The following is a 26,374-nucleotide window of genomic DNA, read 5'->3' as shown; positions in this document are numbered from 1 at the left end:
CCGCGGCGCTGTCGCTTGCCCAGGATGACGCTACGCGTCAGTTTCCGCTGAACGAGTTGTAGCCCTGGTCTTCCCAGTAGCCGCCCTTGTAGTCGTTGGTGACCTCCATCGAGATCACATATTTCGGATTCTTGAAGCCGAGCTTGGTCGGCACGCGGATCTTCATCGGATAGCCGTAGGCGCGCGGCAGGATATCGTCGGCGAACTTGAACGTCATCTGGGTCTGCGGATGCAGCGCCGTGCGCATGTCGAGCGGCGAGTTGTAACCCTCGCGGTCGGCGCACTGGAACCAGACATAATTGGCGCGAGTGTCGGCGCCTATCAGCTTCAGGAAATCGCGCAGCGGCGTGCCGGTCCAGCTTCCGATCGCGCTCCAGCCCTCGACGCAGATGTGGCGCGTGACCTGCTTGACCTGCGGCAGCTTGTAGAGCTCCTCCAGCGTCCAGGACTTCTTGTTGTCGACGAGGCCGCGCACCTCGAGCTTCCAGTCTTTGCCGTCGATTTCAGGCGCATCGTCGAGATCGTAATAGGCGTTGAACGGGAACGGCCTGGTGATCGCGCTCTCCGGGAATTCCGGCGCCAGCGCGTCGGGATTGAACATCCAGGCCTGCACCGCGTCGTTGAATTTCGAGACTTTCTTCAGCACCTCCTCGGCGGAAGAGGAATCGACCACGTCGCAGCCCGCGAGCAGGGTCAGCGCGCCAAGGCTCGCGCCGCCCGTGAGGAAGCGCCGGCGCGACAGGTCCGGCATCACCTTGATCGCATCCTTGATAAGGAGGCGCTTGTCGACACCGGGAATGAGGAGGGAACGCTTGCGGGCCATGATGGATATCCTCGGTTTCGGTCAGCGGCCGATGATCATCGCGCGCAGGCTCCTGGGCACGAGCAGCGCCAGCACGACATGGACGATCAGGAACGCGACGATCAGCGACATGCAGACGAAATGGACGAAGCGTGCCACGTCGTAGCCGCCGAACAGCGACACCAGCCAATGGAGCTGCACCGGCTTCCACATCGACAGGCCCGACAGCACGATGACGACGCCGACCAGCAGGATGCCGGCATAGAGCACCTTCTGCACGTAATTATACTTCGCAAGGTCGTCATGCGACAGCTTGAAGGTCAGCGCGGCCTTCAGATCGGACAGCACGCCGCCAGGCGTGATCGGCAGCAGTTTTCTGCGGAAGCGGCCGGTGGCCAGCCCCACGATGAAATATACGAGGCCGTTGATCACGAGCAGCCACATCGCGGCGAAATGCCAGAGCAGCGCGCCGCCGAGCCAGCCGCCGAGCGTGATGTTGGACGAGAAGCGGAAATCAAACAGCGGCGAGGCGTTGTAGATCTGCCAGCCCGACATGATCATCAGGATCATCGCGAACGCGTTGATCCAGTGCATGGTCCGCACCCAGGCGGGCTGAATCACCCTGGCCGGCTCGCGCGTGGCGTGGCTTTCGGCGGCTGCAAGGCTGGACATGGCGGCTCCGTTCTCGACTGCTTTGGCGATTATACGCCGCAAAAGGTGGTTTCGTTACTCAAACCCCATGCCCCGACATTCATGCCGCGGGTTCTTTTGCGGTCACAAAAAAGCGAGCCGGTTGCGACCGGCTCGCTTCCCTGCGCGCCCCCGTCCGGGACCGTGTCCCGCGGGGGACCAGACGGCAGCGGGCCGGGCTCAGGACGCCGGCATCAGCACGGTGTCGACCACGTGGATGACGCCGTTCGACTGGTTGACGTTGGAGATCGTCACGGTCGAGGAACCGCCCTTGGCGTCCACGATCATCACCTTGTCGCCCGAACGCTTCACGGTCAGCTCTTCGCCTTCGACGGTCTTGAGCATCTTGCCGTCGGTGAGGTCCGAGGCCTCGAGCTTGCCGGGCACGACGTGGTAGGTCAGGATCTTTGTCAGGGTCGCCTTGTTCTCCGGCTTGACCAGGTTGTCGACGGTGCCGGCCGGCAGCTTGCCGAACGCGGCGTTGGTCGGCGCGAACACAGTGAACGGGCCCCTGCCCTCCAGCGTGCCGACGAGGCCGGCCGCCTTCACCGCGGCAACCAGCGTGGTGTGGTCCTTCGAGTTGACGGCGTTCTGGATGATGTTCTTCGAGGGGAACATCGCAGCACCCCCGACCATCACGGTCTTTTCCTGCGCGCTGACAGGCAGTGCGATGGTGGCGGTGAGCGCCAGCGCGCCGAGTGCGGCGGCCGACAGAAGTGCAATACGCTTCGACATGGATCATCTCCCGAATGAACTGAGCTGCCGGCGAACAGCCGCCGGCGATGGGTGGCAACAACGGCGCTTGCGTGATCGCCTGGCGTCGTCGTCGCAGCGAGCTACGGGAGGTTTCGGGAGGCGGTTTCGAACAAAAATTCTTTGTGATGCCTGAAACTTTGGCGGGCCGCGACCGTGTGTACGCGCTGCGCTGTCGTCCCGGCGCATGCCGGGAATCTCCCACCCTCTCCCGTAAGGGGGAAGGTAAGGGGCTAATCCCTGTTCGCCGGCGTCTGAATGAAACCGCGATTATGGGTCGGGCTGATCAGGATCTCGTTGACGCAGACCCGCGGCGGCAGGCTCGCGACAAAAGCGATGGTACGTCCGCAGTCCTCCGGCTGCAGCATCCTGGCCTGCTCCTCTGCCGAAGGCACAACCGGCCGAAGCTTCAGGATCGGGGTCGCGACCTCCCCCGGCGACAGGCAGCAGGCGCGCAAGCCATTGACGCATTCGTCCATGTTGAAGGAATGGGTCAACGCCAGCACCGCATGCTTGGTCGTGGTGTAGGCCGGGCCCGGCATCTTCGAGACGTGGCGGCCGGCCCAGGACGCGACGTTGATGATCGAACCGTCCTTCTGCCTGCGCATGGCCGGCAGCACCGCGCGCATGCAATAGAGGACGCCGTTGAGGTTGATGTCGACGAGCTTGTCCCAGCCTTCCAGTTCCATGTCGGCCCAGCTTCGCTTCGGCACGTTGACACCGGCGCTGTTGACCAGGAGATCGATGCGACCATGTTTGGCCACGATCGCGTCGGCAACCTTGGCGCAGTCGGCGGCGACGCTGACGTCGAGCGGCATCGCCTCGGCCCTGCCGCCCGTTTTGGTGATGTTCGCCACCACCCGGTCCAATTCCTCCTTGCGCCGGCCCGAGACGATCACCGTCCAGCCGTCGCTTGCGAGCGCTTCAGCGCCGGCCTCCCCGATCCCGCTGCCGCCGCCGGTCACCCAGGCCACGCGTTTGCCGCCATTTGTCATGCCCACCGTCTCCGTTGCCTTGTGAGGGGCGTTTTTGCTAATCCAGCCCTCCAATTCAGGCCCTTGCGGGAATGTTGCATGAAGCCAGCCGCCAACGCCAACCTGTTTTCACGCCTGTTCGATCAGCTCGATGATCCGAACCGGCTCGCCATCGAAACCCATGACGGCAAGCGCATCAGCTATGCCGAGCTGATCGCGCGCACCGGGCAGATGGCGAATGTGCTGGTTGCGCGCGGCGTCAAGCCGGGCGACCGCGTCGCGGCGCAGACCGAAAAATCGGTCCCGGGCCTCGTGCTCTATCTCGCGGCGGTGCGCGCCGGCGCGGTCTATCTGCCGCTCAACACCGCCTATACGCTGAACGAGCTCGACTATTTCATCAGCGACGCCGAGCCGTCGCTGGTGGTCTGCGATCCCGCCAAGGCGGAAGGCATCGGCACAATCGCGGCGAAGGTCGGCGGCAGGGTCGAAACGCTGGATGCGAGCGGCCAGGGCTCGCTGACATCAGCTGCCGACAAGGCGCCGACGGAATTCGCAACGGTTGCGCGCGGCAACGACGATCTCGCGGCCATCCTCTACACGTCGGGGACCACGGGGCGGTCCAAGGGCGCGATGCTGAGCCACGACAATCTTGCCTCGAACTCGCTGACGCTGGTCGACTATTGGCGCTTCACCAAAGACGACGTGCTGATCCACGCGCTGCCGATCTACCACACCCACGGCCTGTTCGTGGCGAGCAACGTGACACTGTTCGCGCGCGCTTCGATGATCTTCCTGCCGAAATTCGATCCGGACCTCATCATCAAGCTGATGGCGCGCGCCACCGTGCTGATGGGCGTCCCGACCTTTTACACACGGCTTTTGCAGAACCCGGCGCTGTCGCGTGAGACGACGCAGCACATGCGCCTGTTCATCTCGGGCTCGGCACCGCTGCTCGCCGACACCCATCGCGAATGGGCCGCGCGCACCGGCCACGCCGTGCTCGAACGCTACGGCATGACCGAAACCAACATGAACACCTCGAACCCCTATGACGGCGATCGCGTCCCCGGCGCGGTCGGCCATCCCCTGCCGGGCGTCTCCGTCCGTGTCACCGATCCCGAGACCGGCAAGGAACTGCCGCGCGAGGAAATCGGCATGATCGAGGTCAAGGGTCCCAACGTGTTCCGCGGCTACTGGCGGATGCCGGAGAAGACCAAGTCCGAATTCCGCGGCGATGGCTTCTTCATCACCGGCGACCTCGGCAAGATCGACACCCAGGGCTATGTGCACATTCTCGGCCGCGGCAAGGACCTCGTGATCTCGGGCGGCTTCAACGTCTACCCGAAAGAGATCGAAAGCGAGATCGACGCCATGCCGGGCATCGTCGAATCCGCCGTGATCGGCGTGCCGCATGCCGATTTCGGCGAGGGTGTCACGGCGGTGGTGGTCTGCAACAAGGGCGCCGGCGTCAGCGAGGCCAGCCTCCTGAAGGCACTCGACGGGCGGCTCGCCAAGTTCAAGATGCCCAAGCGCGTCTTCGTCGTCGACGAGTTGCCGCGCAACACCATGGGCAAGGTGCAGAAGAATATTCTGCGCGAGACCTACAAGGATATTTACGGCGGGAAGTGACGGGGGAGCGCCACATCTCGCGCAATCCTTCCGCGGCTGCCGCGGACCAGCCCCCGCGGACTTCAACTCATTCGATCACGTCATCGGCGCGCAGCAGGAACGATTCGGAAATGGCGAGCCCGATCGCCCGCGCGGTCTTCAGATTGACGACCAGCTCGAATTTCGTCGGCTGCATGACGGGAAGATCGGCAGGCCTTGCGCCGGCCAGGATCCGCCCGGCATAGACGCCGGTCTGCCGATAGCCTTCGGCGAAATGCGGTCCATAGCTGAGCAGGCCCCCGGCCTCGGCATATTCGCGGCGGAAAGACATCGACGGCAGGCGGTAGCGCAGCGCCAGTGCGGCGATCTGATCGCGCATCGAGCCGTAGAACGGATCGTTGCAGGCCAGCGCGGCGCCGACCTTCTCCTCGGCAAAGCGCGCGAACGCCGCATCGAGCTCGGAAGCGGTGCCGGCGTTCACCACGACCGTGCGCAGACCAAGCCGCGCCCGCGCCTCCTCCACCTCCTGCGCCTGCACCTTCGCGGCCGGATAGCCGGGATTGATCATCACCCCGATCGCCTCAACTCGCGGCAGCATTTCGTGCAGAAGCTCGACCCGCTTGGCTTCCAGCGTCGAGCCGATCATGCTGATGCCGGTGACGTTGCCTTCGCCGCGGTTGAGCCCGCTGACAAGGCCGGTCTTGACCGGATCGGCCGCGGTGATGAACACGATCGGAATGGTCGAGGTCGCGGCCTTCGCGGCGCGGCCGGGATCGCTGCCGCCGGCGGCGATGATCAGCGCGACCGGCCGCTTGACCAGTTCCTCGGCAAGCGCCGGCAGGCGATCGTAGCGCCCGTCAGCCCAGCGAAATTCGACGCTGACGTTCTGGCCCGCCGTGAAGCCTGCCTCTTTCAGGCCCTGCAGCGTCGCCGCCACCAGATTCTTCTGATCGTCCGCAGAACCGCTACCGAGATAGCCGACCACGGGCATGGAGGCAGGCTGCGCACGGAGCGCCAAGGGAGCCATCGACGATGCGAGCGCGACCCCACCGAGCAGCGTGATCAACTCGCGTCGCCTCATTCTGGCCCTCTCCGGAAAATTCCGCGCGGCGCGCACGCGCCGCTGCGATCCGCTATTGCCCGGAGATCAGACTTACCACAAAGCGACCGCCGACAATCAGGAGATAGAGGCCGAAGGCGATCTCGAGCTGCCGCTTCGACAGCGCATGCGCGCATTTCACGCCGAGCGGGGCGGTGACCAGCGTCGTCGGCATCGCCAGCACGGCGCCGATCAGCGAGACGTAGCCGAGCGCAAACGGCAGACGCAGCGCACCGACGTCAGGAAAGCGCGCGGCCACCGGCCAGCCGGCATAGACGTAGCCGAGCGCACCCGGAATCGAGATCAGCACGGCAAGCGCGGAGGATGTCCCGATCGCCTGGTGGATCGGCCGGCTGTAGAACATCATGACGAGATTGCCGAACAGGCCGCCGCCGACGCCCATCAGGGTCGAGAGCAGGCCGATCACGAGGCCGTAGACTCGCATCAGGACGCCGCGCGGAAGGTCCTCGCCGAGCTTCCAGCCCGTCCGCGCCAGCAGCAGCCGCGCCGCCGACGACCACGCCACCGCGACGAACACATATTTGAACAGCCGCTCCGGCGCGTAACGCGCGGTGATGCTGCCGACCAGCACGCCGAGAAGCACCGGCAGCCACCAGCGCCGCAAGACCGCCATGTCCACGGCGCCGCGGCGGTACTGGGCGCGAAACGCGGCGATGGAGGTCGGGATGATCACCGCGAGCGAGGTGCCGACGCAAAGCGGCATGCGCACTTCGAGCGGCACACCGACGAGCCGGAAGCATTCGTAGAACACCGGCACAAGGACCGCGCCGCCGCCGATCCCGAACAGGCCGGCGAGAAAGCCTGAGAGCGCGCCGACTGCAACGAGAAGCAGCGCCAGTTCGACGATTTCGGACAGGCCGAGCCCGGTCACGATGGTTCCCCCAGCCGCGCTTTCATCGGGATCCGCTGCCACGGCACGACAGCGCAGCCAACGCTGCTAACGCAGGCGCACCGACAATCAAGGCGAATTCGGCAGGGATCAGCCATGCGCCGGCGCCCTGAAGCCGCAGGGCGAAGCAGTCGGCAGCAAGTCCGCCCAGCGAAAACGTCAGCAGCAGCACCAGCTGGTCGACAGCCCGGGCGCGCCGCGTCTGCTTCGGATGATTGGCCCGGGCCATCTCGCATACCCTCTTTTGCCTGGAGCTTACGATCATAGATCCTTGCGCTGTCAGGGAGTATTATCGCTATCTGTGATACTATCTTGCGTTTGGCGGAAGAGTAGCGAGTGGACCGGCTTGCAGCGATGGCAACCTTCGTGCGGGTGGTCGAGCAGGGCAGCCTGTCGGCCGCGGCGCGCTCGCTGCCGAGCTCGCTCACCGCGGTCAGCCGCCAGATTTCAGCACTGGAAGAGCGGCTTGGCACGCGGCTTCTGCTGCGCACCACACGCCACCTCGCGCTGACCGACGACGGCCGCCTGTTCTACGAGCGCGCCAAGGCGATCCTGGGCGAGATCAGCGAGGTCGAGGCCGCGCTGTCGCGCGATGGCGACCAGCCCGCCGGGCGGATCCGGATCAGCGCGCCGACGCTGATGGGGCGGCAGTTGCTGGCGCCGCTGCTTGCCGAATTCCTGCGCCGCCATCCTTCGCTCTCGGTCGATCTGCTGCTGGTCGACCGCGAGGTCGACATGATCGAGGAAGACGTCCAGCTCGCGCTGCGGATCGGCCACCTGCCGGACTCTGCGATCGTGGCGCGCAAGCTCGGCACGGTGCAGATGATCGTCTGCGGCTCGCCGGCCTATCTGGCGCGGCGCGGCACGCCCACCGTGCCGGGCGATCTCGCCCGCCATGATTGCCTGCTGTTTTCCGAGACGCCCGGCGTGGCCGAATGGCGCTTTGCCGACGGCACGAAAAGTGGCCGCAAAATTCGCATGGCCGGTAAGCTCTGGGTGAACAGCCTCGAAGCGCTGGTGACAGCCGCGCGGGACGGTGCTGGTCTGGCACGAGCGCCGTCCTGGCAGGTGGCACGCGATCTCGCCGCGGGAAGCCTCGCGCGGGTGCTTGCCGAATACGAGCGTCCCCCGGCCCCGCTGCACCTGCTGTTTCAGCCGTCGCGGCCTGCTTCGCGCAAGACACGGGCCTTTGTCGACTACCTGGCTGCACAGTGGCGAAACGCCAGTCCATTCGGGAATGCGAACGAGCCTATCGCAATAACAGAATGACGATTCGACTTTTGCGAAGGCTCGACCCGCCTGGTATACCAACCCGCTGATGACTTGGCCCGATCGGCCCTCTAGTAGTGAACGCCGGTTCGTTTTCGCGGCATTTGATCGTTGCGCTGACTCTTTCGACTCCGTAAATAAGGCTCACCCTAAATTCGCGATCCCCGAAGCCGCCCCTCCGCGGGCCGCACCAGCAAAAGCCGCCATGACCGCCAGGATCGAACGACCGCTTTCGCCACATCTGCAAACTTACCGCTGGACGCTGACGATGGCGCTCTCCATCGTCCATCGCGCCACCGGCATTGCACTGTATTTCGGCACGCTGCTGCTGGCCTGGTGGCTGATCGCGGCGGCCTCCGGCCCCAGCGCCTACGCGCATGTGCAGGCCTTCACGTCCAGTTTCATCGGCCGGCTGATCGTGTTCGGCTACACTTGGGCGCTGCTGCATCACCTGCTCAGCGGCATCAGGCATTTCGTCTGGGACCTCGGCTACGGCTTCAAGGCCAATGAACGGGAGGCCTTGACCTGGGGCGCGCTGATCGGCGGGATTTCGCTGACCGTCCTGGTGTGGATCGCGGCCTACGTGATCGGAGGCGGACGATGAGCACGCCGAACACCTCGAACTCGATGCGCACGCCGCTCGGCCGCGTGCGCGCGCTCGGCGCTTCGCATTCGGGCACGGGCGATTTCTGGCGCCAGCGCCTGACCGCGGTGGCGATGACGCTTCTGATCGTGCCCATGGTGGTGGTCGTGCTGATGCTGATGGGCCGCAACCAGGCGGGCGCGGCCCAGATCCTCGGCTCGGTGCCGATCGCCTTGATCCTGCTGCTCTTCATCGTCGCCAGCACCTGGCACATGAAGATCGGCATGCAGGTGGTGATCGAGGACTATGTTCACAACGAGAAGCTGAAACTTGCCGCCATCATGGCCAACAATTTCTTCTCGATCGCGGTGGCGCTGGCCTCGATCTACGCCATCCTCAAACTGTCGTCGGGAGTATGAGTTATGGCCGCTGATGGTAACGGCAAGGCCGCCAATGGCGGCGGTGGCCCGGCCACCAACGGAAAAGCCTATCCGATCGAGGACCACACCTACGACGTCGTCGTGGTCGGCGCCGGCGGCGCAGGCCTGCGTGCGGTGGTCGGCTGCAGCGAGGCCGGCTTGCGCACCGCCTGCATCACCAAGGTGTTTCCGACCCGCTCGCACACGGTCGCAGCGCAGGGCGGCATCTCCGCCGCGCTCGGCAACATGCACCCGGACAACTGGCGCTGGCACATGTACGACACCGTCAAGGGGTCGGACTGGCTCGGCGACCAGGACGCGATCGAATACATGGTGCGCAACGCGCCGGAAGCGGTCTACGAGCTCGAACATTGGGGCGTGCCGTTCTCGCGCACCGAAGACGGCAAGATCTATCAGCGGCCGTTCGGCGGCATGACCATCGACTACGGCAAGGCCCAGGCGCAGCGCACCTGCGCCGCCGCCGACCGTACCGGCCACGCCATGCTGCACACGATGTACGGCCAGGCGCTGCGCCATTCGGCCGAATTCTACATCGAGTTCTTCGCCATCGACCTGATCATGGATGATCAGGGCGCCTGCCGCGGCGTGATCGCGCTCAAGCTCGACGACGGCACGGTGCACCGTTTCCGCGCGCAGACCACGATCCTGGCCACCGGCGGCTACGGCCGCGCCTATGCCTCCTGCACCTCGGCGCATACCTGCACCGGCGACGGCGGGGCGATGGCGCTGCGCGCAGGCCTGCCGCTGCAGGACATGGAATTCGTCCAGTTCCACCCGACCGGCATCTACGGCTCGGGCTGCCTCGTCACCGAAGGCGCGCGCGGCGAAGGCGGCTATCTCGTCAATTCCGAAGGCGAGCGCTTCATGGAGCGCTACGCGCCCTCGGCCAAGGACCTCGCCTCGCGCGACGTGGTCTCGCGCGCGATGACCATCGAGATCCGCGAGGGCCGCGGCGTCGGCAAGAAGCAGGACCACATCTTCCTGCATCTCGACCATCTCGATCCCAAGGTGCTGCACGAGCGGCTGCCCGGCATTTCCGAATCGGCGAAGATCTTCGCCAATGTCGACGTGACCCGCGAGCCGATCCCGATCGTGCCGACAGTGCACTACAACATGGGCGGCATCCCGACCAACTATCACGCCGAGGTGCTGACCAAGAAGAACGGCGACGACAATGCTGTCGTGCCGGGCCTGATGGCGATCGGCGAAGCCTCCTGCGTCTCCGTGCATGGCGCCAACCGGCTCGGCTCCAACTCGCTGATCGACCTCGTGGTGTTCGGCCGCGCCGCGGCGTTGCGGCTCGCCGAGAAGCTCTCCGCCAACGCCAAGCAGCCGGAACTGCCGGCGAACTCGGCCGAGATGGCGATCGGCCGGCTCGACCATTTCCGCCATGCGTCCGGCGGCACGCCGACCGCGAAGCTGCGCGAGGGCATGCAGCACGTGATGCAGAACAACTGCGCGGTGTTCCGCACCGGCGAGGTGCTGCACGAAGGGCAGAACCTGATCCACAAGGTGTACAGCGGCGTCTCCGACATCTCGGTTTCCGACCGCTCGCTGATCTGGAATTCGGACCTGGTCGAGACGCTGGAGTTCGACAACCTGATCGCGCAGGCGGTGGTCACGATGGATTCGGCGGCGAACCGGACCGAGAGCCGCGGCGCCCATGCGCGCGAGGATTTTCCGGCACGCGACGACAAGAACTGGATGAAGCACACGCTGGCGTGGCTCGACGAGAGCGGCAAGACCAGGATCGACTATCGCCCGGTGCACGACTACACCATGACCAATGACGTGCAGTACATCCCGCCGAAGGCGCGGGTGTACTAGCAACGGCGACAGCGAAGGTTCCCTAAGATGGTTGAATTCGCACTTCCGAAGAATTCGAGGATATCCGGCGGCAAGACCTGGCCGAAGCCGGCCGGCGCCACCGAGACGCGCGAATTCCGCGTCTATCGCTGGAATCCGGACGACGGCAAGAACCCGGGTGTCGACACCTACTACGTCGACATCAACGATTGCGGGCCGATGGTGCTGGACGGCCTGATCTGGATCAAGAACCACATCGATCCGACGCTGACCTTCCGCCGCTCCTGCCGCGAGGGCGTATGCGGTTCCTGCGCCATGAACATCGACGGCCAGAACACGCTGGCCTGCACCAAATCGATGCACGACGTGAGGGATGGCGCGGTCAAGATCAACCCGCTGCCGCACCAGCCCGTGATCAAGGACCTGGTGCCCGACCTCACCAATTTCTACGCCCAATATGCCTCGATCGAGCCATGGCTGAAGACCAAATCGCCGACGCCGCAGAAGGAGTGGAGGCAGAGCCACGAGGACCGCGAGAAGCTCGACGGCCTTTACGAGTGCATCCTCTGCGCCTGCTGCTCGACCTCCTGCCCGAGCTATTGGTGGAACAGCGAGCGTTTCCTGGGTCCGGCCGCGCTCCTGCAGGCGACGCGCTGGGTCAAAGATTCGCGCGATGAAGCGACGGGCGAGCGACTCGACGATCTCGAAGACCCGTTCCGCTTGTACCGCTGCCATACCATCATGAACTGCGCCAAGGCCTGCCCGAAGGGTCTCAACCCCTCGGAAGCCATCGCCGAGCTCAAGCTGAAGCTGGTCGAGCGCCAGATGTAGCTTTTGCCCTTCCCGATGGCCGGCCCCGTTCCGGCCATCGGCCGCCCGACCCCGCGGCGGCTGTCCCAATGCGGGGCATTGCCCCCGTTCTCCACGCGCAAAGCAAAATATTCCCTGTGCGCGGGCGCTTTATTCATCGCGAAGGTTTGAAGTAAGGTCCGCTTCGGAGCCGGAGCGCCGTGCAGACCGAGCAACGCAATTCGCTGAGACTGCTGCAGTGGATGATGGCAGCATCGCTGGCGCTGCCCCTTGCGCTTTTCATCTTCGCCTCGACCGTCTCCTACCTCTCGACCAGCGATACCGCCGACCGCGAGATCGCGCGTACGCTCGACGTCGCGCATGAGCATGCGCTCAAGGTGTTCGAGACCATCGACCGCAGCCTGTCGGAAGCCAACGAGATGGTCCGCGGGCTTTCCGACCAGGAAATCCGCGCGCGCCAGGGCGCCCTGCATGCCCGGCTGAAGCAGCTGGTCGAGACGATGCCGCAGATGAAGTCGATCTGGATCTTCGATGCGCGCGGCGCAGCGCTCGCCAACAGCCTGCTCGATCCCGCGCCGGCGGTCGATTTCTCGGATCGGGACTACTTCAAGGCGCATGCCTCGGGCGAGGTCGGCACCTTCATCGGCGCCACGCTCACGCCGCGCCTGCCCTATCAGGGCGCGGCATTTTTCAGCGTCAGCCGGCGCCGCCCGAGCGAGGACGGCCGCTTCATCGGTGTGGTGCAGGCCTCCGTGCTCCCCGAATATTTCGAAAATTTCTATGCCAGGATCGGGCGCGACGCCGGCAGCTTCTTCGCGCTCGGCCTCACCGACGGCACCGTGCTGGCGCGCTATCCGTCCGCCGAACGCAACCTCCGCCTCGATCGCAACGGTCCGGTCGGTCGAAAGATCTCGGCAAGCCCGAAGGGCGGCATCATCACCCTGACCTCGCCGGCCGACGGCATCGAGCGGCGCGTCGGCTACCAGCGGCTCGCCGAATATCCGATCTATGTCAGCGCCGGGCTTGAGACCGGGGCGATCCGTTCGCGCTGGCTCGCCACGGTGAGCCAGTATCTGATCGTCGGCGTGCCGGCGACTGTGCTGGTGTTCGGGCTGCTCGCGCTGGCGCTGCGGCGGACGCAAAGGCTCTATGCCGAGGCGGCGCGGCGGCACGAGGCCGAGGAGGCGCTCAAGCACGGCCAGCGGCTGGAGGCACTCGGCCAGCTCACCGGCGGCGTGGCGCATGATTTCAACAATCTGCTCACCGTGATCCGCTCCTCGGTCGATCTCCTGCAGCGGCCCAATCTGGCTGAGGAGCGCCGGCAGCGCTACATCGGCGCGATCGCCAACACCGTCGACCGAGCCGCCAAGCTGACCGCGCAACTGCTCGCCTTTGCGCGGCGGCAGACGCTGAAGCCCGAGCTGTTCGACGTCGGCAAGGGGGTGGAGGCGCTGCGCGACATGCTCGCGACGTTGATGGGCTCGCCGATCCGGGTCGTCGTTCGCGTGCCGGAGGAGAGCTGCTTCATCTATGCCGATGCCGGCCAGTTCGAGACCGCGCTGATCAACTTGACGGTCAATGCCCGTGACGCCATGAGCGGCGAAGGCGAGCTCGCGATCATGGTGGCCGCCGCATCCGCGATCCCGGGCCCGGCGGCGCATCCCGTGAGTCCGCACGGCTTTGTCGCGGTCTCGGTGCGGGACAGCGGCGTCGGCATCCCGCCGGAGCTTCATGGCCGCATCTTCGAGCCGTTCTTCACCACTAAGGAAGTCGGCCAGGGCACCGGTCTCGGCCTGTCGCAGGTATTCGGCTTTGCCAAGCAGTCGGGCGGCGAGGTGATCGTCGAAAGCGAGATCGGCCGCGGTACCACCTTCACCCTCTATCTGCCGCGCGTCCCCGGCATCGAGGCGCCGCAGCGGCTGACCGCCGACGAGGCGCCGCCGCTCGGCGGCGACGGCATGTCGGTGCTGGTGGTGGAGGACAATATCGAGGTCGGCCGTTCCGCGACCGACGCGCTGGCCGAGCTCGGCTATGCCACGATGCTGGTCGACAATGCCGTCGACGCACTCACCGAGCTGGCGCGCGATCCCCGCCGCTTCGACGTGGTGTTCTCCGACGTCGTGATGCCGGGCATGACCGGACTGGATCTCGCGCAGGAAATCCGCCGCCGCAACCTGGACATCCCGATCGTGCTGACCAGCGGCTACAGCCATACGCTGGCGCGGAGCGGCAGCTATGGCTTCGAGCTGCTGCAAAAGCCGTATTCGGCAGACCAGCTCTCGCGCGCCCTGCACCGGGCGAGCCGGATGCGGCAGGTCGAGGACGGCGCCGCCGAATAGTCGACCGCGGAACCCGGCGGGAACCTTTTGAATTCCCTTCGCGTTGGCGCTTCATGGGCAGCCCGGCAACCACATCCGAAAAGCGCGAACCAGAAGCGAAGCGAAAGGCGAAGCAAAGCGAGTTCGTCGAGGTCGTCGCGGAGGACGGCGACCATGTCGAGCCGCCGCCACCGGAAATCGTCGAACCCGATCCGGCGATGACGCCGGAAGAGGCCGAGGAGGCGCGCAAAGCCTATCTTTTGAAACGGTTCTGGATCAGCGCGCGCGGCTATTGGGGCCGGAGCGGCGACCGGCTGGCGTGGCTGTTCTCGATCGGCCTTTGCGCGCTGATCGTCGCCAATGTCGGCTTCCAATACGGCATCAACGTCTGGAACCGCGCCATCTTCGACGCCATCGAGAAGCGCGACGCGGCGACCGTCTTCCATCTCACCGCGCTGTTCTTCCCGCTCGCGATCGGCAGCGTTGCGCTTGCGGTCGCGCAGGTGTTCGTGCGGATGGGCATCCAGCGGCGCTGGCGTGCCTGGCTGACCCATTCGGTCATCTCGCGCTGGCTGGCCAGCGGCCGCTACTACCAGCTCAATCTGGTCGGCGGTGACCACAAGAACCCCGAATACCGGATCGCCGAGGATCTGCGCATCGCGACCGACTCGCCCGTGGATTTCATGGCCGGCGTCACCTCGGCCTTCCTGTCGGCTTCCACCTTCATCGTCGTGCTCTGGACCATCGGCGGGGCGCTCACGATCACGCTCGGCGGATCGACGGTCACGGTCCCGGGCTTTCTCGTCATCGCCGCCGTGCTCTACGCCGCGATCGCCTCCGGCTCGATCATGATCATCGGCCGCCGGTTCGTGCAGATATCCGAGGACAAGAATCAGGCCGAGGCCGAATTCCGCTACACGCTGACACGGGTGCGCGAAAACGGCGAAAGCATCGCGCTGCTCGGCGGCGAGGAGGAGGAGCGCGGCGGCATCGACGAGAACTTCACCCGCGTGCTGCGGCAATGGGCGCGACTCGCCGGCCAGCACATGCGCACCACCCTGGTGTCGCAGGGATCGAGCCTGATCGCGCCGGTGGTGCCGATCCTGTTGTGCGCGCCGAAATTCCTGGATGGCTCGATGACGCTCGGCCAGGTGATGCAGGCGGCGTCCGCCTTCACCATCGTGCAAAGCGCGTTCGGCTGGCTGGTCGACAACTACCCGCGCCTTGCCGACTGGAACGCCTGCGCCCGCCGCATCGCCTCGCTGATGATGTCGCTCGATGCGCTTGAGCGCGCCGAGCGCGGCGACGGCATCGGGCGCATCAAGCATGGCGAGACCGAGGGCGAGGCGATGCTCGAGCTGCGCGACCTCTCGGTCACGCTCGATGACGGCACCGCCGTGGTCGGCGAGACCGAAGTGGTGATCGAGCCCGGCGAGCGGCTGCTGGTCGCCGGCGAATCCGGCACCGGCAAGAGCACGCTGGTGCGCGCGATCGCCGGGCTCTGGCCATGGGGCGACGGCAGCGTCAACTTCCATCCCGACCGGCGCCTGTTCATGCTGCCGCAGCGGCCCTATGTGCCGTCGGGCACCTTGCGGCGCGCGGTCGCCTATCCCGGCGCGGCGGAGGACTGGACAATGCAGGAGATCGGCGAAGCGCTGCACAAGGTCGGTCTCGATCACCTGAAGGAGAAGATCGAGGAAGAGGCGCCGTGGGACCAGACGCTGTCGGGCGGCGAGAAGCAGCGCCTCGCCTTTGCGCGCCTGCTGTTGCACAACCCCGACATCGTCGTGCTGGACGAGGCGACCTCGGCACTGGATGAGAAGAGCCAGGACCGGATGATGGACATGGTCACCCGCGAGCTTGCCAGGGCGACCATCGTCAGCGTCGCGCACCGCACGGAACTGGAAGCCTTTCACAGCCGCAAGATCGTGCTGGAGCGGCGCAAGGGCGGCGCCAAGCTCGTCAGCGACGTCGACCTGATCCCGCGCAAGGGCAAAAGGCGGCTGCTCAGCCGCTTCCTGCGTCATCGCAAAGCGCCGCCGCCCAAAGCGGCCTGACGCGCGCTGCCTTCAAGGCGACGGAATCGGGGGATGAACTCGCATTCCATCTCGACTATAAGGTCTGCCGGCCCGGCGCGGCGCATCGCGCGGCGCGGACCGCACCTCTCCCGACGGAGAGCGAGATGAGGATACCGCGTGACCCCCGACCATGATTCCGCGCCACCGCCATTCGGCGCGCTGGCGCCGAATGCGGCCCAGGCCGCGCTGATCTCGCTGGCCCAGCGCACGCGGCTGAAGCGCGGCGCGTTCCGCCCGACCATGTCGCGGCTCGTCAACCTGTTCCGCGGCGGTCCGGTCGACGTCGAATATCAGGGTGCCTCGTTCCGCTTCTATCACCAGGGCAGCGCGACCGAACGCGGCGCCCTGTTCAATCCCGATTACAATCTCGAAGAGCTGGAATTCCTGCGCGAGCACACGCCCACGGGCGGCGTCTTCGTCGACATCGGCGCCAATGTCGGCACCTATGCGCTGGCGCTGGCGCGCCATGTCGGGCGCAGCGGCAAGGTGATCGCGGTCGAGCCGCATCCGGTGACGTTCGCGCGGCTGGCCTTCAACAACAAGGCGTCCGGCTTCACCCAGGTCAATCTGGTGGCCGCGGCGGCCGGCCCCGAGGATGGCGAGCTGATGATCGAGACCGATGGCGACAATCTGGGCGCCAGCCATATCGTCACGGCTGCGGCCGGCGCTGGCGCCATCAGGGTGCCGTCATGGCGGCTGTCACGCATCCTTGCCGATGCCGGAACCGCAAAAGTCGATTCGCTCAAGATCGACGTCGAGGGTTTCGAGGATCGCGTGCTGACCGGCTTCTTCAAGGAAGCGCCGCAGACGCTGTGGCCGCGCGCGGTCGTGATCGAACATCTGTCGCGCGACGAATGGCGCGACGACTGCATCGCCGACATGCGCGCGCGAGGCTACGCGGAAGGTGGCCGGACGCGCAGCAACACGCTGTTGGTGCGCGGCTAGTTTTCCCGTCAGGAGCGTTCGATGATCGACCATATCGGCTTTCCCGTCTCCGACTACGAGCGCTCGAAGGCGTTTTACCTGCAGGCGCTGGCGCCGCTCGATTATGGCCTCGTGATGGAGGTCCCCGCGGAGCTGACCGGCGGAGGGCCGGCCGCAGGTTTCGGCGCCGACGGCAAGCCGGATTTCTGGATCGGCGGCGAGCCTGAAGCGGGCCGGCCGATGCACGTCGCGATTCTCGCCAAGGACCGCGCCACGGTGGACGCCTTCTACAAGGCCGCGATCGCCGCGGGCGGCCGCGACAACGGCCCGCCCGGAATTCGCCCGCATTACCACGCGCATTATTACGGCGCCTTCGTGCGCGATCCGGACGGCCACAATATCGAGGCCGTCTGCCACCGGCCCGACTAGGCTCACGCGCGGAACTTCGGCGCGCCGGCATCGTTGACCGCGATGCCGATCGAACCACCGGAAGTACCGCCGACGACACCGGGCACCCCGACCGAGCCGCCGCCGGAAAGCCCGCCTGGCAACCCGCGACCCGACATTCCACCGCCGGTGCGCGAGCCCGGCGAACCGCCGAGACCCGACGAGCTGCCGGGGAAGACGCCGGAGGAATTGCCCACGCGAGGCCCGAACGGCCCGCGCACACCCAATCCGGCGACGGACGACGGATGATGGTGCGACATTTCGCCTGGGTCGCGCGCCACCTTCGCCCCGTTTGCGCCGTGAAACAGCGAAAATCGCGGTTTGAAAGCGCGGCCTGAATGCGCCATGAACGACGGGTTCACGGAACCGACTGGGTGATTCGAATAGCGTTTTGCGTGTGTAACCCGCCACAATCCAGCCCCACGGCTGGCTGTTAGTCGCGACCTCTCGCCAGGCAATTTCGATTGCCAAGGATTTCCCAAGGACCGACATCACCATGACCAAACTTCGTCTCGTGCTGCTTGCCACGACTGCTCTTTCGGCAATGCCCTTTGCAAGCGCGCCATCCCATGCGCAAGGAGCGCCACTTGTCGTGGCACAGGCGGCCGCGCCACAGGGCGAAGTCGGACCGGACGGAAAGCCGAAGCAGCCGCCGGGAGCACCGAAGGGACCGCCGCCCGCCGCCGCCCCGAAGGCACCACCGCCCGCCGCGGCCCCGCCGCCCAAACAACCTGCTCCGCCCGCGCCGCCCCCGGCCGCGGCTCCGCCGCATCCTTCAGCGCCGCCGGCAGCCCCGACCCGTCCGACACCTCCACCACCCCCGCCGCCGCCTCCGCATGCAGCGCCTCCCGCGCCGCCGGCCGCAGCGCCGCACACCCCGCCGCCGCCCCCTGCGCCCGCGCCGACGCATACTCCGACTCCGCCGGCCGCAGGCCCGGCGCAAGGCGCGCCGAAGGGTCCGCCCATGCCGCCGTCCGGCCAGATGATGAAGGAGCAGCGCGAGCAGCTCCGCGAAAGGGAGCAACTTCGCGAGCGACCGGGCCAGCCGACGACCCCGCCGCAGACGCAGCAATCGCCGCAACCACCGGCAGGCGGCGGCCGTCCAGGCACAATGGCGCCGGCGACCACGGCTCCCACGCCGGCACCGACCGCATCGCCTTCGCTCGGAGGAGCCACAGCACCTGGGGGCCGTCCGAGCACCCAGGCCCCGACCGCCACGCAGCCCGCGCCGGGCGCGACCCCCGCGCCAACCGGATCGCCTTTGCCAGGCGGGGCCGCGGCACCTGCGGGTCGTCCGAGCACCCAGGCCCCGACCGCCACGCAGCCCACGCCCGGCGCGACACCGGCGCCAACCGGATCGCCTTTGCCAGGCGGGGCCGCGGCACCTGCGGGTCGTCCGAGCACCCAGACCCCGACCGCCACGCAGCCCACGCCCGGTGCAACACCGGCGCCAACCGGATCGCCTTTGCCAGGCGGGGCCGCGGCACCTGCGGGTCGTCCGAGCACCCAAGCCCCGACCGCCACGCAGCCCACGCCCGGTGCGACACCGGCGCCAACCGGATCGCCTTTGCCAGGCGGGGCCGCGGCACCCGCGGGTCGTCCGAGCACCCAGGCCCCGACCGCCACGCAGCCCGCGCCGGGCGCGACCCCCGCGCCAACCGGATCGCCTTTGCCAGGCGGGGCCGCGGCACCCGCGGGTCGTCCGAACGCGCAAGCGCCGACCGTTGTCCCGGGCTCGGCTGCCGCGACGCCACCGGCCGACAAGGCGCAATACGCCGCGCCGACGGTTACGCCGGCGTTCCGAACCGCGCCGACGGTCACCGCACCGCTGCCGCCACCGCCACGGCATGACAACCTGACGCCGCTCGCCGTCGGCGCCGCGGTCGGTGCCGGCGTGGTGGCCGGCGTAGTGATCGGCTCGACCATCTCCGACCTCCGCAGCCACCGGCAGGAGGTCGTCGAAGGCGGCCGCACCATCTACACCGAGCCGGACCGCATCATCATCCGCGACCCTGGCGGGCAGGAGTATGTCCGCGGCGACGATCTGTATCGCTTCCGCTATGGTGCGCGCGATATCCGCACCGAGACCATCGGCGGCGAAACGCGCACCGTCGTGATCCGTCCTGACGGCAGCGAGATCATCACCGTGGTCGGCCGCGACGGTCAGCTGTTGCGGCGGGTCCGCCGCGACCCGGCGGGCCGCGAGATCATCATCATCGACAACAGCTATCGCGATCCGCGCGCGGTCGGCGGCTTCTATGTCGACGTGCCGCCGCCGGTGGTCAACATCCCCTATGACCGCTACATCGTCGATGCGGACGAGGCCGAGCCGCAGGTGATTTACGACACCATGGAGGCGCCGCCGGTGGAACGGATCGAACGGCGCTATTCACTGGACGAGATCCGCTACAGCCCGAACGTCCGCATGCGGATGCCGAGCATCGACGTCAACACCATCACCTTCGATACCGGCTCGTGGGTCATCCCGCCCGATCAGGCCGCGAAGTTGCAGGTGATCGCGGACGGCCTCAACCGCGCGATCCAGCGCAACCCGCGCGAGGTGTTCCTGATCGAGGGCCACACCGACGCGGTCGGCAACGACGTCGACAACCTGTCATTGTCGGACCGTCGTGCCCAGTCCGCAGCCGAATTGCTAACCCAGCAGTTCGGTGTGCCCGCGGAGAACCTGACCTCGCAGGGCTACGGCAGGCAGTACCTGAAGGAGCAGACCGACGGACCGAGCCGTATCAACCGGCGCGTCACCGTCCGCCGCATCACCCCGCTGCTGAATGGCGGCACCGCCTCGCTGCCGCCGCCCCCGCCCGGCATCGCGCCGCCGCGCTGAGGCAAGAGCCAGTGAAAATGGCCGGGAGCAATCCCGGCCATTTTTTTCTTGGTCGCGTTTCGCGGCGGAGATGTCGCCGAGCGCGCCGCGCGGGTTCAGCCCTTGTCGCTGTCGAGCCTCGGGATGTAGGCACCTTCGCCGGCGGCCAGCAGGCCCGTATCCGTGTAGAGCTTCAGCTTGTCGCGGGTATCGGCGATGTCGAGGTTGCGCATCGTGAGCTGGCCGATCCGGTCCGCCGGCGTGAACGCCGCATCCTCCACCTTCTCCATGCTCAGCCGCTCCGGCTGATAGGTCAGGTTGGGGCTTTCGGTGTTCAGGATCGAGTAGTCGTTGCCGCGGCGCAGCTCGAGCGTCACCTCACCGGTGATGGCGCGCGCCACCCAGCGCTGGGCCGTTTCGCGCAGCATCAGGGCCTGCGAATCGAACCAGCGTCCCTGGTAGAGCAATCGGCCAAGCCGCAGGCCAGAGACCCGGTATTGCTCGATGGTGTCCTCGTTGTGGATCCCGGTAACCAGGCGTTCATAGGCGATGTGCAGCAGCGCCATGCCGGGCGCTTCGTAGATGCCGCGGCTCTTGGCCTCGATGATCCGGTTCTCGATCTGGTCGCTCATGCCAAGGCCATGCCGGCCGCCGATGGCGTTTGCCTCGAGCAACAGCGCCACCGGGTCGGCGAACGTCTGCCCGTTCAGCGCGACGGGCTGGCCCTCGACAAACCGCACCGCGACCTTCTCGGCCTTGACGGCGCAGTCGTCGCGCCAAAACGGCACGCCCATGATCGGGTTGACGATCTTGATGCCGCTGTCCAGCCGCTCGAGATCCTTGGCCTCGTGGGTCGCGCCGAGGACATTGCTGTCGGTCGAGTAGGCCTTCTCGGCACTCATCTTGTAGGCGAAGCCGTTGGCGGTCATGAACGCCGACATTTCCGCGCGGCCGCCAAGCTCGTCGATGAACTGCTGATCGAGCCAGGGCTTGTAGATCCGCAAGCTCGGATTGGTCAAAAGGCCGTAGCGATAGAACCGCTCGATATCGTTGCCCTTGTAGGTCGAGCCATCGCCCCAGATGTTGACGCCGTCCTCCTTCATGGCCGACACCAGCATCGTGCCGGTCACGGCGCGACCGAGCGGCGTGGTGTTGAAGTAGGCGATGCCGCCGGTCGAGACGTGGAAGGCGCCGGACTGGATGGCGGCAATCCCCTCGTGGACCAGCTGCGTGCGGCAATCCACCAGCCGGGCTTTTTCGGCGCCGAACTCGAGCGCCTTGCGCGGAATCTCGTCGTAATCGGCCTCGTCAGGCTGGCCGAGATTGGCGGTATAGGCAAAGACGCGGGCGCCTTTTTGCTTCATCCACAGCAGCGCCGCGCTGGTGTCGAGGCCGCCCGAGAAAGCGATGCCGACTTTTTCCCCCTTGGGAAGGCTTTTCAGGATCGTACTCATGAAGCATCCAATCGGTCGGAATTCTGGTGTGGTTTGCCGCTCAAGTGCGCGAATATCAAATTTCGCGCCGCCGGGCACGCGTTTAATGGTGGCTGAAGTCGCTCACGTCGCGGGCCTCGGGCCTACCTCGCGCCCGCGCCAGCGCTGCCGCATCCGGTAGCCAGGCCAGGCGAACCGCGTCAGCGCGGCGTCGATCGCAGCATCCGAAAGCCGCGTCCGCTGCCAGCGGTAGATCGCGCCATGGGCGAGCCAGATCACCAGGAACGTCACCAGGCCGGCGATTGCGACATCGGTGAAGAAGTGGCCGCCGAACGCCATGCGCAGCGCGCTGGTCGCGACGCCGAACACGGTCGCCGCCGCGTAGGCGAGCGGACGCCAGGCCGGCGGCGCGAGCGCGGCCGGCGCCAGCGTCCAGAACGCGGTGGCACCCTCGCCCGAGAAGAACGAGCAGTTCCGCCCGCACTTCCCGCGCGGATCCCACCACGGCACGAAGGGCAGCTCGCCCGAGAACTCGGTCACCTGCACCGGGCGCGGCCGGCCCCAATGGCTCTTGAAGCCGAGATTGGTGAGCACGCCGGCCGACATCGCGAGCGTCAGCAGCAGGAACAGCATCGCCCGTCCCGACATCAGGAGCGGCCGATCGGGGCGGATCAGCTTGACGACCAACGCGACGATCGCGGGCAGCGCGAGCGCCCAGGCGATCCACATCGCGGCGTCGCGCGTGAAGGCCGCGAGGTGGTCGAGCTTAAGCGGGAAGGATCGCGTGGCGGGATCATAAAACAGCGCGGCAAGCTTGAGGTCGAGCTCGGGATAGATCCCGAACACGAGTCCGACGATGAGCGACAGCGACAGCGCGATGAAAAGCCCGGTCCGGTTCATGGCTCGCGGTTTAGCGGAGGGTGGCGATCAAGGGAAGGCTCGGGCGGCGACTCACCCTCCCCTGGAGGGGGAGAACTGCGTACACGGAGTCTCACAGCGATGGCGGCTGCGGCGTGTTCGACGGCAGCGGCGGCGGAGGCTTGAGCGACCGCGGCGGTTCGCGCCATGCGCCGGCGTTGCGGCCGGCGATCATCCAGTAGACCAGCCCGGCGACGATGCCGGCGCCGGTCATGATCTCCAGATGCCGCCGCACGATGCCCTCGAACTGCAGCGTATCGGTGTCGAACGGCACGAGGCCGAGATAGCAGGCAAGCCCGACCAGGCCGCCGCCGACGGCATAGGCGAGCAGGCTGCGGATGGAAAATGCCTCGGTGATCGCGGCGACGATCATCGCCGGCAACAGCGCAAAGCCGGAAACGAAGATGAAGCCGAAGCCCAGGATGACGTTCAATGCGCCGTCATCGACCGGACCCGCGCCGAGATCGGAGAACTCCGGAAACAGGATCGCAGCGACCACGATCATGCCCGCCGCAAAGCAGGCGATGAGGAACGCGACGAGGATGACCACGATGCGGCCGATCAGCGCCATGCAGGATTTCCATCTTTGGGAAGCCGCAGCGCCAGGCTGTGCGGCGTCACGCCCTGGCTTGTCCCGGCCATGACGAGGTCGGTCATCCTGGCCACGCTCAGTCCGTCATCGCCATGGCGCGCAGCGCCTGCCGCTCGCGCGCCGACAGTTTTTCGGTTTCGGATTTCAGCTGCCCGCAGGCCGCGAGGATGTCGCGGCCGCGCGGCGTGCGCACCGGCGAGGAATAGCCGGCATTGAAGATGTACTCGGAGAATTTCTCGATCTGGTCCCAGTCCGAGCATTCGTAGGCCGTGCCGGGCCAGGGGTTGAATGGAATCAGATTGATCTTCGCCGGAATGCCCTTGAGCAGCTTCACCAGCAGCTTGGCATCGTCGAGCGAATCGTTGACGCCCTTGAGCATCACATATTCGAAGGTGATGCGGCGCGCGTTGGAGGCGCCCGGATAGTCGCGGCAGGCCTGCAAGAGCTGCTCTATCGGATATTTTCGGTTCAGCGGCACGAGTTCGTTGCGCAATTCGTCACGCACCGCATGCAGCGAGATCGCGAGCATCACGCCGATCTCCTCGCCAGCGCGGATGATGTTCGGCACCACGCCCGAGGTCGACAGCGTGATGCGGCGGCGGGAGATGCCGATGCCTTCATTGTCGGACACGATCAACAGCGCATCGCGCACCGCGTCGAAATTGTAGAGCGGCTCGCCCATGCCCATCATCACGACGTTGGTGACGAGGCGGTTGCCGGCCGGCGTCTCGCGGTCGGCCCAGTCGTTGAGGCGGTCACGCGCCACCATCACCTGGCCGACGATCTCGCCGGCGGTGAGGTTGCGCACCAGCCGCTGCGTGCCGGTGTGGCAGAACGCGCAGTTCAGCGTGCAGCCGACCTGGGAGGAGACGCACAGCGTGCCGCGATCGGTCTCCGGGATGTAGACGCATTCGACCTCGTGCGGCCTCTCGAGCTTTTCGCCGCTCGGCAGCCGCAACAGCCATTTGCGCGTGCCGTCGCTGGAGACCTGCTCGGCGACGACCTCCGGCCGCGCCACGGTGAAATGCGCCGCGAGCTGGGCGCGCGTCTCCTTCGAGACCGACGTCATCGCGTCGAAGTCTTCGGCGCCGCGGAAGTAGATCCAGTGCCAGAGCTGCTGCACGCGCATCTTGCGCTGACGCGCGGGCACGCCGATGTCGCCGAGCCGCTCGGCCAGTTGCTCGCGCGACAGACCGATCAGCGACGGCTTTGCCGGCGGCACATAGGTTTCGAGCGGCGTCTTCTCGAGCGGCAGCGAAACGTTCCGTGGGTCCACAGTCGATTGCATTCGATGAGCCTGATTGCTGCGATCTTGCGCCGTCACGCCGGGCCACGACGGTGCCGGCGCCTGGAACCTGTTTATATAATAATTGCGGCTGCGATTGCGACCACGCTAGCGCCGGCAATCCTGCGCGATCTTGTCGAGCGCCTGGGCCAGCCCCTTTAGCGAAAAGGTGTCGACCGTCTCGGTGCCCTTGGCGGAGACGCCCTTGACCACCGCATCGGCCGACTTGCGCATGGCTTCCACCATCCGCTCCTCTTCCGCCGCGTTCTTGATCCAGAGCCCGTCGCCCTGGGTATACATTGCGTAGGTCGCGCCGCCGACGGCGAGCGTCGATTCGGAGCCGGGCTTCAGCGTGTAGCCGATCATGATCGAGACTTCGTTGAAGACCTTCTCCGCAGGCCGCGTCGAGACGAAGGCATAGGCGGGGTCACGCGGCCGGTTTGGCGGGTTGGTCTTCGAGGCGGTCGGCTTGGCCAGCGCGAAGCACACCTTCTTGCCGCTCGGCGTCGCCGTATAGGCGCCCCAGCCGCCGAACTGGCCGAGCAGGGTCGGCTCGGCGCCGCCTGTCGCTGCCGCCGGCGGCTTGACCGGCTCCGGCTTGGCGGGCGCAGCCTTCGGGGCTTTGGGCGGCGCACCCTGGGCGTGCGCGAGGCTCACCGCCCCGCACACCAACAACCCCGCCGTCAAAGCCGCCAGCACCCGCCGAAACATGATTTGGTTGGTTCCCGCATCATTGTGACTGGAAGATGGCCCGCGGCCACAATGCACAGCGCGATGGATAGCCGGGAAAGTCCGGCTTGGGAAGCGCGCCTGCGCTGCCTCCGGCTGCGGCGATCAGTCCTTCGCCTGCGCTGCCTCCGGCTGCGGCGATCAGTCCTTCGCCCGCGCCGCCCGCAACCGTTCCCATTGCGCGTCGGTCCAGTGCAACAGATCCTCTGCGCCGGAACTGCGCAGATGCGCGCCGCCGTCCTGCACGACCATCTCGCCGTTGATGTAGGCCGCGCCATCCGAGATCAGGAAGCTCGCGAGGTCGGCCAGCTCCCGGTGCTCGCCGGTGCGGCCGAGCGGGTTGCGCTTCGCCCACCCCTCGTCGCGGCCATCGGGCCGCAGCTGGCCCGTGGCACCCTCGGTCGGAAAACTGCCGGGCGCGATCGCGACCGTGCGCACGCCCTTCGGTCCCCATTCGACCGCGAGGCTCCTGGTCATGGCGAGGATGGCCGACTTCGCCATCGCCGACGGCACGGTGAAGGCGCGCCCGGTGATGGTCGATGTGGAGAGGATCGAGAGCACGACGCCCTTGTGCTTGCCCTCGATCCACCGGCGGCCGGCGGCCAGCGTGCAGTACATCGTGCCGTGCAGGGTCGGCGCGAGGATGGCGTCCACGGCCCGAAAGGACAGCAGCTCGGTTTGCGCGATGAAGGTTGCGGCCGCGTTGTTGACCAGCACGTCGAGCGGCGCCTCCTGCCAGATCGCGGTCATCATGGCATCGACCGAAGCGCCGTCGCGGATGTCGCAGCGGATCGCGGTCACCTTGCCGCCGGTCGCCGCGCGCATGCCGGCGGCGGCCTCCTCCAGCCGCTCGAGCCTGCGGCCGCAGATGACGAGCTCGGCGCCGAGCGCGAGGAAGCGTTGGCCCATGGCGGCGCCGAGCCCGCTGCCACCACCGGTGACCAGGATGCGCTTGCCCGCCAGCAGGCCCTTTTCAAACATCGTTTGATTCCTTCCGCGCGTGGTCCGATCCTGACATTCATAGTCTGTTTCGATTGTCGGGCGAGCCCAAATCCGGCATGAAACCAGAAGTCCCGCTTACC

25 protein-coding genes are annotated in these 26,374 nt (G+C 66.7%); 12 read left to right on the top strand and 13 right to left on the bottom strand.

Annotated elements, in window-relative coordinates:
* Nucleotides 1-37 precede the first annotated feature (37 nt).
* The 4 genes from QOU61_RS01710 to QOU61_RS01695 form a co-directional block, all read right to left on the bottom strand.
* Complete coding sequence (locus QOU61_RS01710; protein WP_289656423.1) at nucleotides 38-823, bottom strand: molybdopterin-dependent oxidoreductase; 786 nt, start codon at nucleotides 821-823, stop codon at nucleotides 38-40.
* Between the two features lie 21 nt (nucleotides 824-844).
* Nucleotides 845-1,474: a cytochrome b/b6 domain-containing protein gene (locus QOU61_RS01705; RefSeq protein ID WP_289656422.1), complete on the bottom strand. Its 630-nt coding sequence runs from the start codon at nucleotides 1,472-1,474 to the stop codon at nucleotides 845-847.
* A gap of 198 nt (nucleotides 1,475-1,672) precedes the next feature.
* Nucleotides 1,673-2,227: a fasciclin domain-containing protein gene (locus tag QOU61_RS01700; protein WP_289656421.1), complete on the bottom strand. Its 555-nt coding sequence runs from the start codon at nucleotides 2,225-2,227 to the stop codon at nucleotides 1,673-1,675.
* 251 nt (nucleotides 2,228-2,478) lie between these two features.
* Entirely contained in the window at nucleotides 2,479-3,240 is a 762-nt protein-coding gene (locus tag QOU61_RS01695) for an SDR family oxidoreductase (protein ID WP_289656420.1), read from the bottom strand.
* A gap of 78 nt (nucleotides 3,241-3,318) precedes the next feature.
* On the opposite strand from QOU61_RS01695, the gene QOU61_RS01690 reads away from it, so the two are divergent.
* Nucleotides 3,319-4,848, top strand: coding sequence for a malonate--CoA ligase (locus QOU61_RS01690; protein ID WP_289656419.1), 1,530 nt, complete (start codon nucleotides 3,319-3,321; stop codon nucleotides 4,846-4,848).
* A 67-nt stretch (nucleotides 4,849-4,915) separates the two neighbouring features.
* Here the strand turns inward: QOU61_RS01690 and QOU61_RS01685 are convergent, their stop codons facing one another.
* From QOU61_RS01685 to QOU61_RS01675, 3 genes are read right to left on the bottom strand one after another with little or no spacing between them, the layout of a single operon-like run.
* Nucleotides 4,916-5,908, bottom strand: coding sequence for an ABC transporter substrate-binding protein (locus QOU61_RS01685; RefSeq protein WP_289656418.1), 993 nt, complete (start codon nucleotides 5,906-5,908; stop codon nucleotides 4,916-4,918).
* Between the two features lie 52 nt (nucleotides 5,909-5,960).
* Nucleotides 5,961-6,821, bottom strand: a complete 861-nt coding sequence (locus tag QOU61_RS01680; RefSeq protein WP_289662169.1) for a sulfite exporter TauE/SafE family protein — start codon at nucleotides 6,819-6,821, stop codon at nucleotides 5,961-5,963.
* A gap of 19 nt (nucleotides 6,822-6,840) precedes the next feature.
* Nucleotides 6,841-7,065, bottom strand: coding sequence for a hypothetical protein (locus QOU61_RS01675; protein ID WP_289656417.1), 225 nt, complete (start codon nucleotides 7,063-7,065; stop codon nucleotides 6,841-6,843).
* A gap of 107 nt (nucleotides 7,066-7,172) precedes the next feature.
* On the opposite strand from QOU61_RS01675, the gene QOU61_RS01670 reads away from it, so the two are divergent.
* The 11 genes from QOU61_RS01670 (at nucleotide 7,173) to QOU61_RS01620 (ending at nucleotide 20,356) form a co-directional block, all read left to right on the top strand.
* Nucleotides 7,173-8,105: a LysR family transcriptional regulator gene (locus QOU61_RS01670; RefSeq protein WP_289656416.1), complete on the top strand. Its 933-nt coding sequence runs from the start codon at nucleotides 7,173-7,175 to the stop codon at nucleotides 8,103-8,105.
* Between the two features lie 205 nt (nucleotides 8,106-8,310).
* Complete coding sequence (gene sdhC / locus QOU61_RS01665; protein WP_289656415.1) at nucleotides 8,311-8,709, top strand: succinate dehydrogenase, cytochrome b556 subunit; 399 nt, start codon at nucleotides 8,311-8,313, stop codon at nucleotides 8,707-8,709.
* A gap of 23 nt (nucleotides 8,710-8,732) precedes the next feature.
* Nucleotides 8,733-9,107, top strand: a complete 375-nt coding sequence (gene sdhD / locus QOU61_RS01660) for a succinate dehydrogenase, hydrophobic membrane anchor protein (RefSeq protein ID WP_502877005.1) — start codon at nucleotides 8,733-8,735, stop codon at nucleotides 9,105-9,107.
* 3 nt (nucleotides 9,108-9,110) lie between these two features.
* Complete coding sequence (gene sdhA, locus QOU61_RS01655) at nucleotides 9,111-10,955, top strand: succinate dehydrogenase flavoprotein subunit (protein ID WP_289656413.1); 1,845 nt, start codon at nucleotides 9,111-9,113, stop codon at nucleotides 10,953-10,955.
* Between the two features lie 27 nt (nucleotides 10,956-10,982).
* Entirely contained in the window at nucleotides 10,983-11,765 is a 783-nt protein-coding gene (locus tag QOU61_RS01650; RefSeq protein ID WP_289656412.1) for a succinate dehydrogenase iron-sulfur subunit, read from the top strand.
* 179 nt (nucleotides 11,766-11,944) lie between these two features.
* Complete coding sequence (locus QOU61_RS01645) at nucleotides 11,945-14,083, top strand: hybrid sensor histidine kinase/response regulator (RefSeq protein WP_289656411.1); 2,139 nt, start codon at nucleotides 11,945-11,947, stop codon at nucleotides 14,081-14,083.
* Between the two features lie 53 nt (nucleotides 14,084-14,136).
* Nucleotides 14,137-16,119, top strand: a complete 1,983-nt coding sequence (locus tag QOU61_RS01640; protein WP_289656410.1) for an ABC transporter ATP-binding protein/permease — start codon at nucleotides 14,137-14,139, stop codon at nucleotides 16,117-16,119.
* A 138-nt stretch (nucleotides 16,120-16,257) separates the two neighbouring features.
* A complete protein-coding gene (locus QOU61_RS01635; RefSeq protein WP_289656409.1) occupies nucleotides 16,258-17,085 on the top strand; it encodes an FkbM family methyltransferase in 828 nt (275 codons plus the stop codon).
* 21 nt (nucleotides 17,086-17,106) lie between these two features.
* Nucleotides 17,107-17,493, top strand: a complete 387-nt coding sequence (locus QOU61_RS01630) for a VOC family protein (protein WP_289656408.1) — start codon at nucleotides 17,107-17,109, stop codon at nucleotides 17,491-17,493.
* A gap of 42 nt (nucleotides 17,494-17,535) precedes the next feature.
* The gene (locus QOU61_RS01625) at nucleotides 17,536-17,760 is read left to right on the top strand and encodes a hypothetical protein (RefSeq protein ID WP_289656407.1); all 225 of its coding nucleotides are present in this window, start codon (nucleotides 17,536-17,538) and stop codon (nucleotides 17,758-17,760) included.
* 247 nt (nucleotides 17,761-18,007) lie between these two features.
* Complete coding sequence (locus QOU61_RS01620; protein WP_289656406.1) at nucleotides 18,008-20,356, top strand: OmpA family protein; 2,349 nt, start codon at nucleotides 18,008-18,010, stop codon at nucleotides 20,354-20,356.
* A gap of 95 nt (nucleotides 20,357-20,451) precedes the next feature.
* Here QOU61_RS01620 and argG read toward each other — a convergent pair whose 3' ends face one another.
* From argG to QOU61_RS01590, 6 genes are all read right to left on the bottom strand, one after another.
* On the bottom strand, nucleotides 20,452-21,789 hold the full coding sequence (gene argG / locus QOU61_RS01615) for an argininosuccinate synthase (protein WP_289656405.1): 1,338 nt from the start codon (nucleotides 21,787-21,789) through the stop codon (nucleotides 20,452-20,454).
* Nucleotides 21,790-21,891: 102 nt separating this feature from the next.
* The gene (locus tag QOU61_RS01610) at nucleotides 21,892-22,668 is read right to left on the bottom strand and encodes a phosphatase PAP2 family protein (RefSeq protein WP_289656404.1); all 777 of its coding nucleotides are present in this window, start codon (nucleotides 22,666-22,668) and stop codon (nucleotides 21,892-21,894) included.
* Between the two features lie 91 nt (nucleotides 22,669-22,759).
* Nucleotides 22,760-23,257 carry a hypothetical protein gene (locus QOU61_RS01605; protein ID WP_289656403.1) on the bottom strand — a complete coding sequence of 166 codons (498 nt, stop codon included), beginning with the start codon at nucleotides 23,255-23,257 and terminating at the stop codon, nucleotides 22,760-22,762.
* 97 nt (nucleotides 23,258-23,354) lie between these two features.
* The gene (gene rlmN / locus QOU61_RS01600) at nucleotides 23,355-24,566 is read right to left on the bottom strand and encodes a dual-specificity RNA methyltransferase RlmN (protein WP_289656402.1); all 1,212 of its coding nucleotides are present in this window, start codon (nucleotides 24,564-24,566) and stop codon (nucleotides 23,355-23,357) included.
* Between the two features lie 105 nt (nucleotides 24,567-24,671).
* A complete protein-coding gene (locus QOU61_RS01595; protein WP_289656401.1) occupies nucleotides 24,672-25,274 on the bottom strand; it encodes an invasion associated locus B family protein in 603 nt (200 codons plus the stop codon).
* A gap of 159 nt (nucleotides 25,275-25,433) precedes the next feature.
* Complete coding sequence (locus QOU61_RS01590) at nucleotides 25,434-26,273, bottom strand: SDR family oxidoreductase (protein ID WP_289656400.1); 840 nt, start codon at nucleotides 26,271-26,273, stop codon at nucleotides 25,434-25,436.
* Between the last annotated feature and the right edge of the window lie 101 nt (nucleotides 26,274-26,374).

It is taken from the genome of Bradyrhizobium sp. NP1, assembly GCF_030378205.1.
Lineage (GTDB): Bacteria > Pseudomonadota > Alphaproteobacteria > Rhizobiales > Xanthobacteraceae > Bradyrhizobium.
Note: the sequence above shows the minus strand (reverse complement) of the source record. Positions and strands in the feature narration are given on the sequence as shown.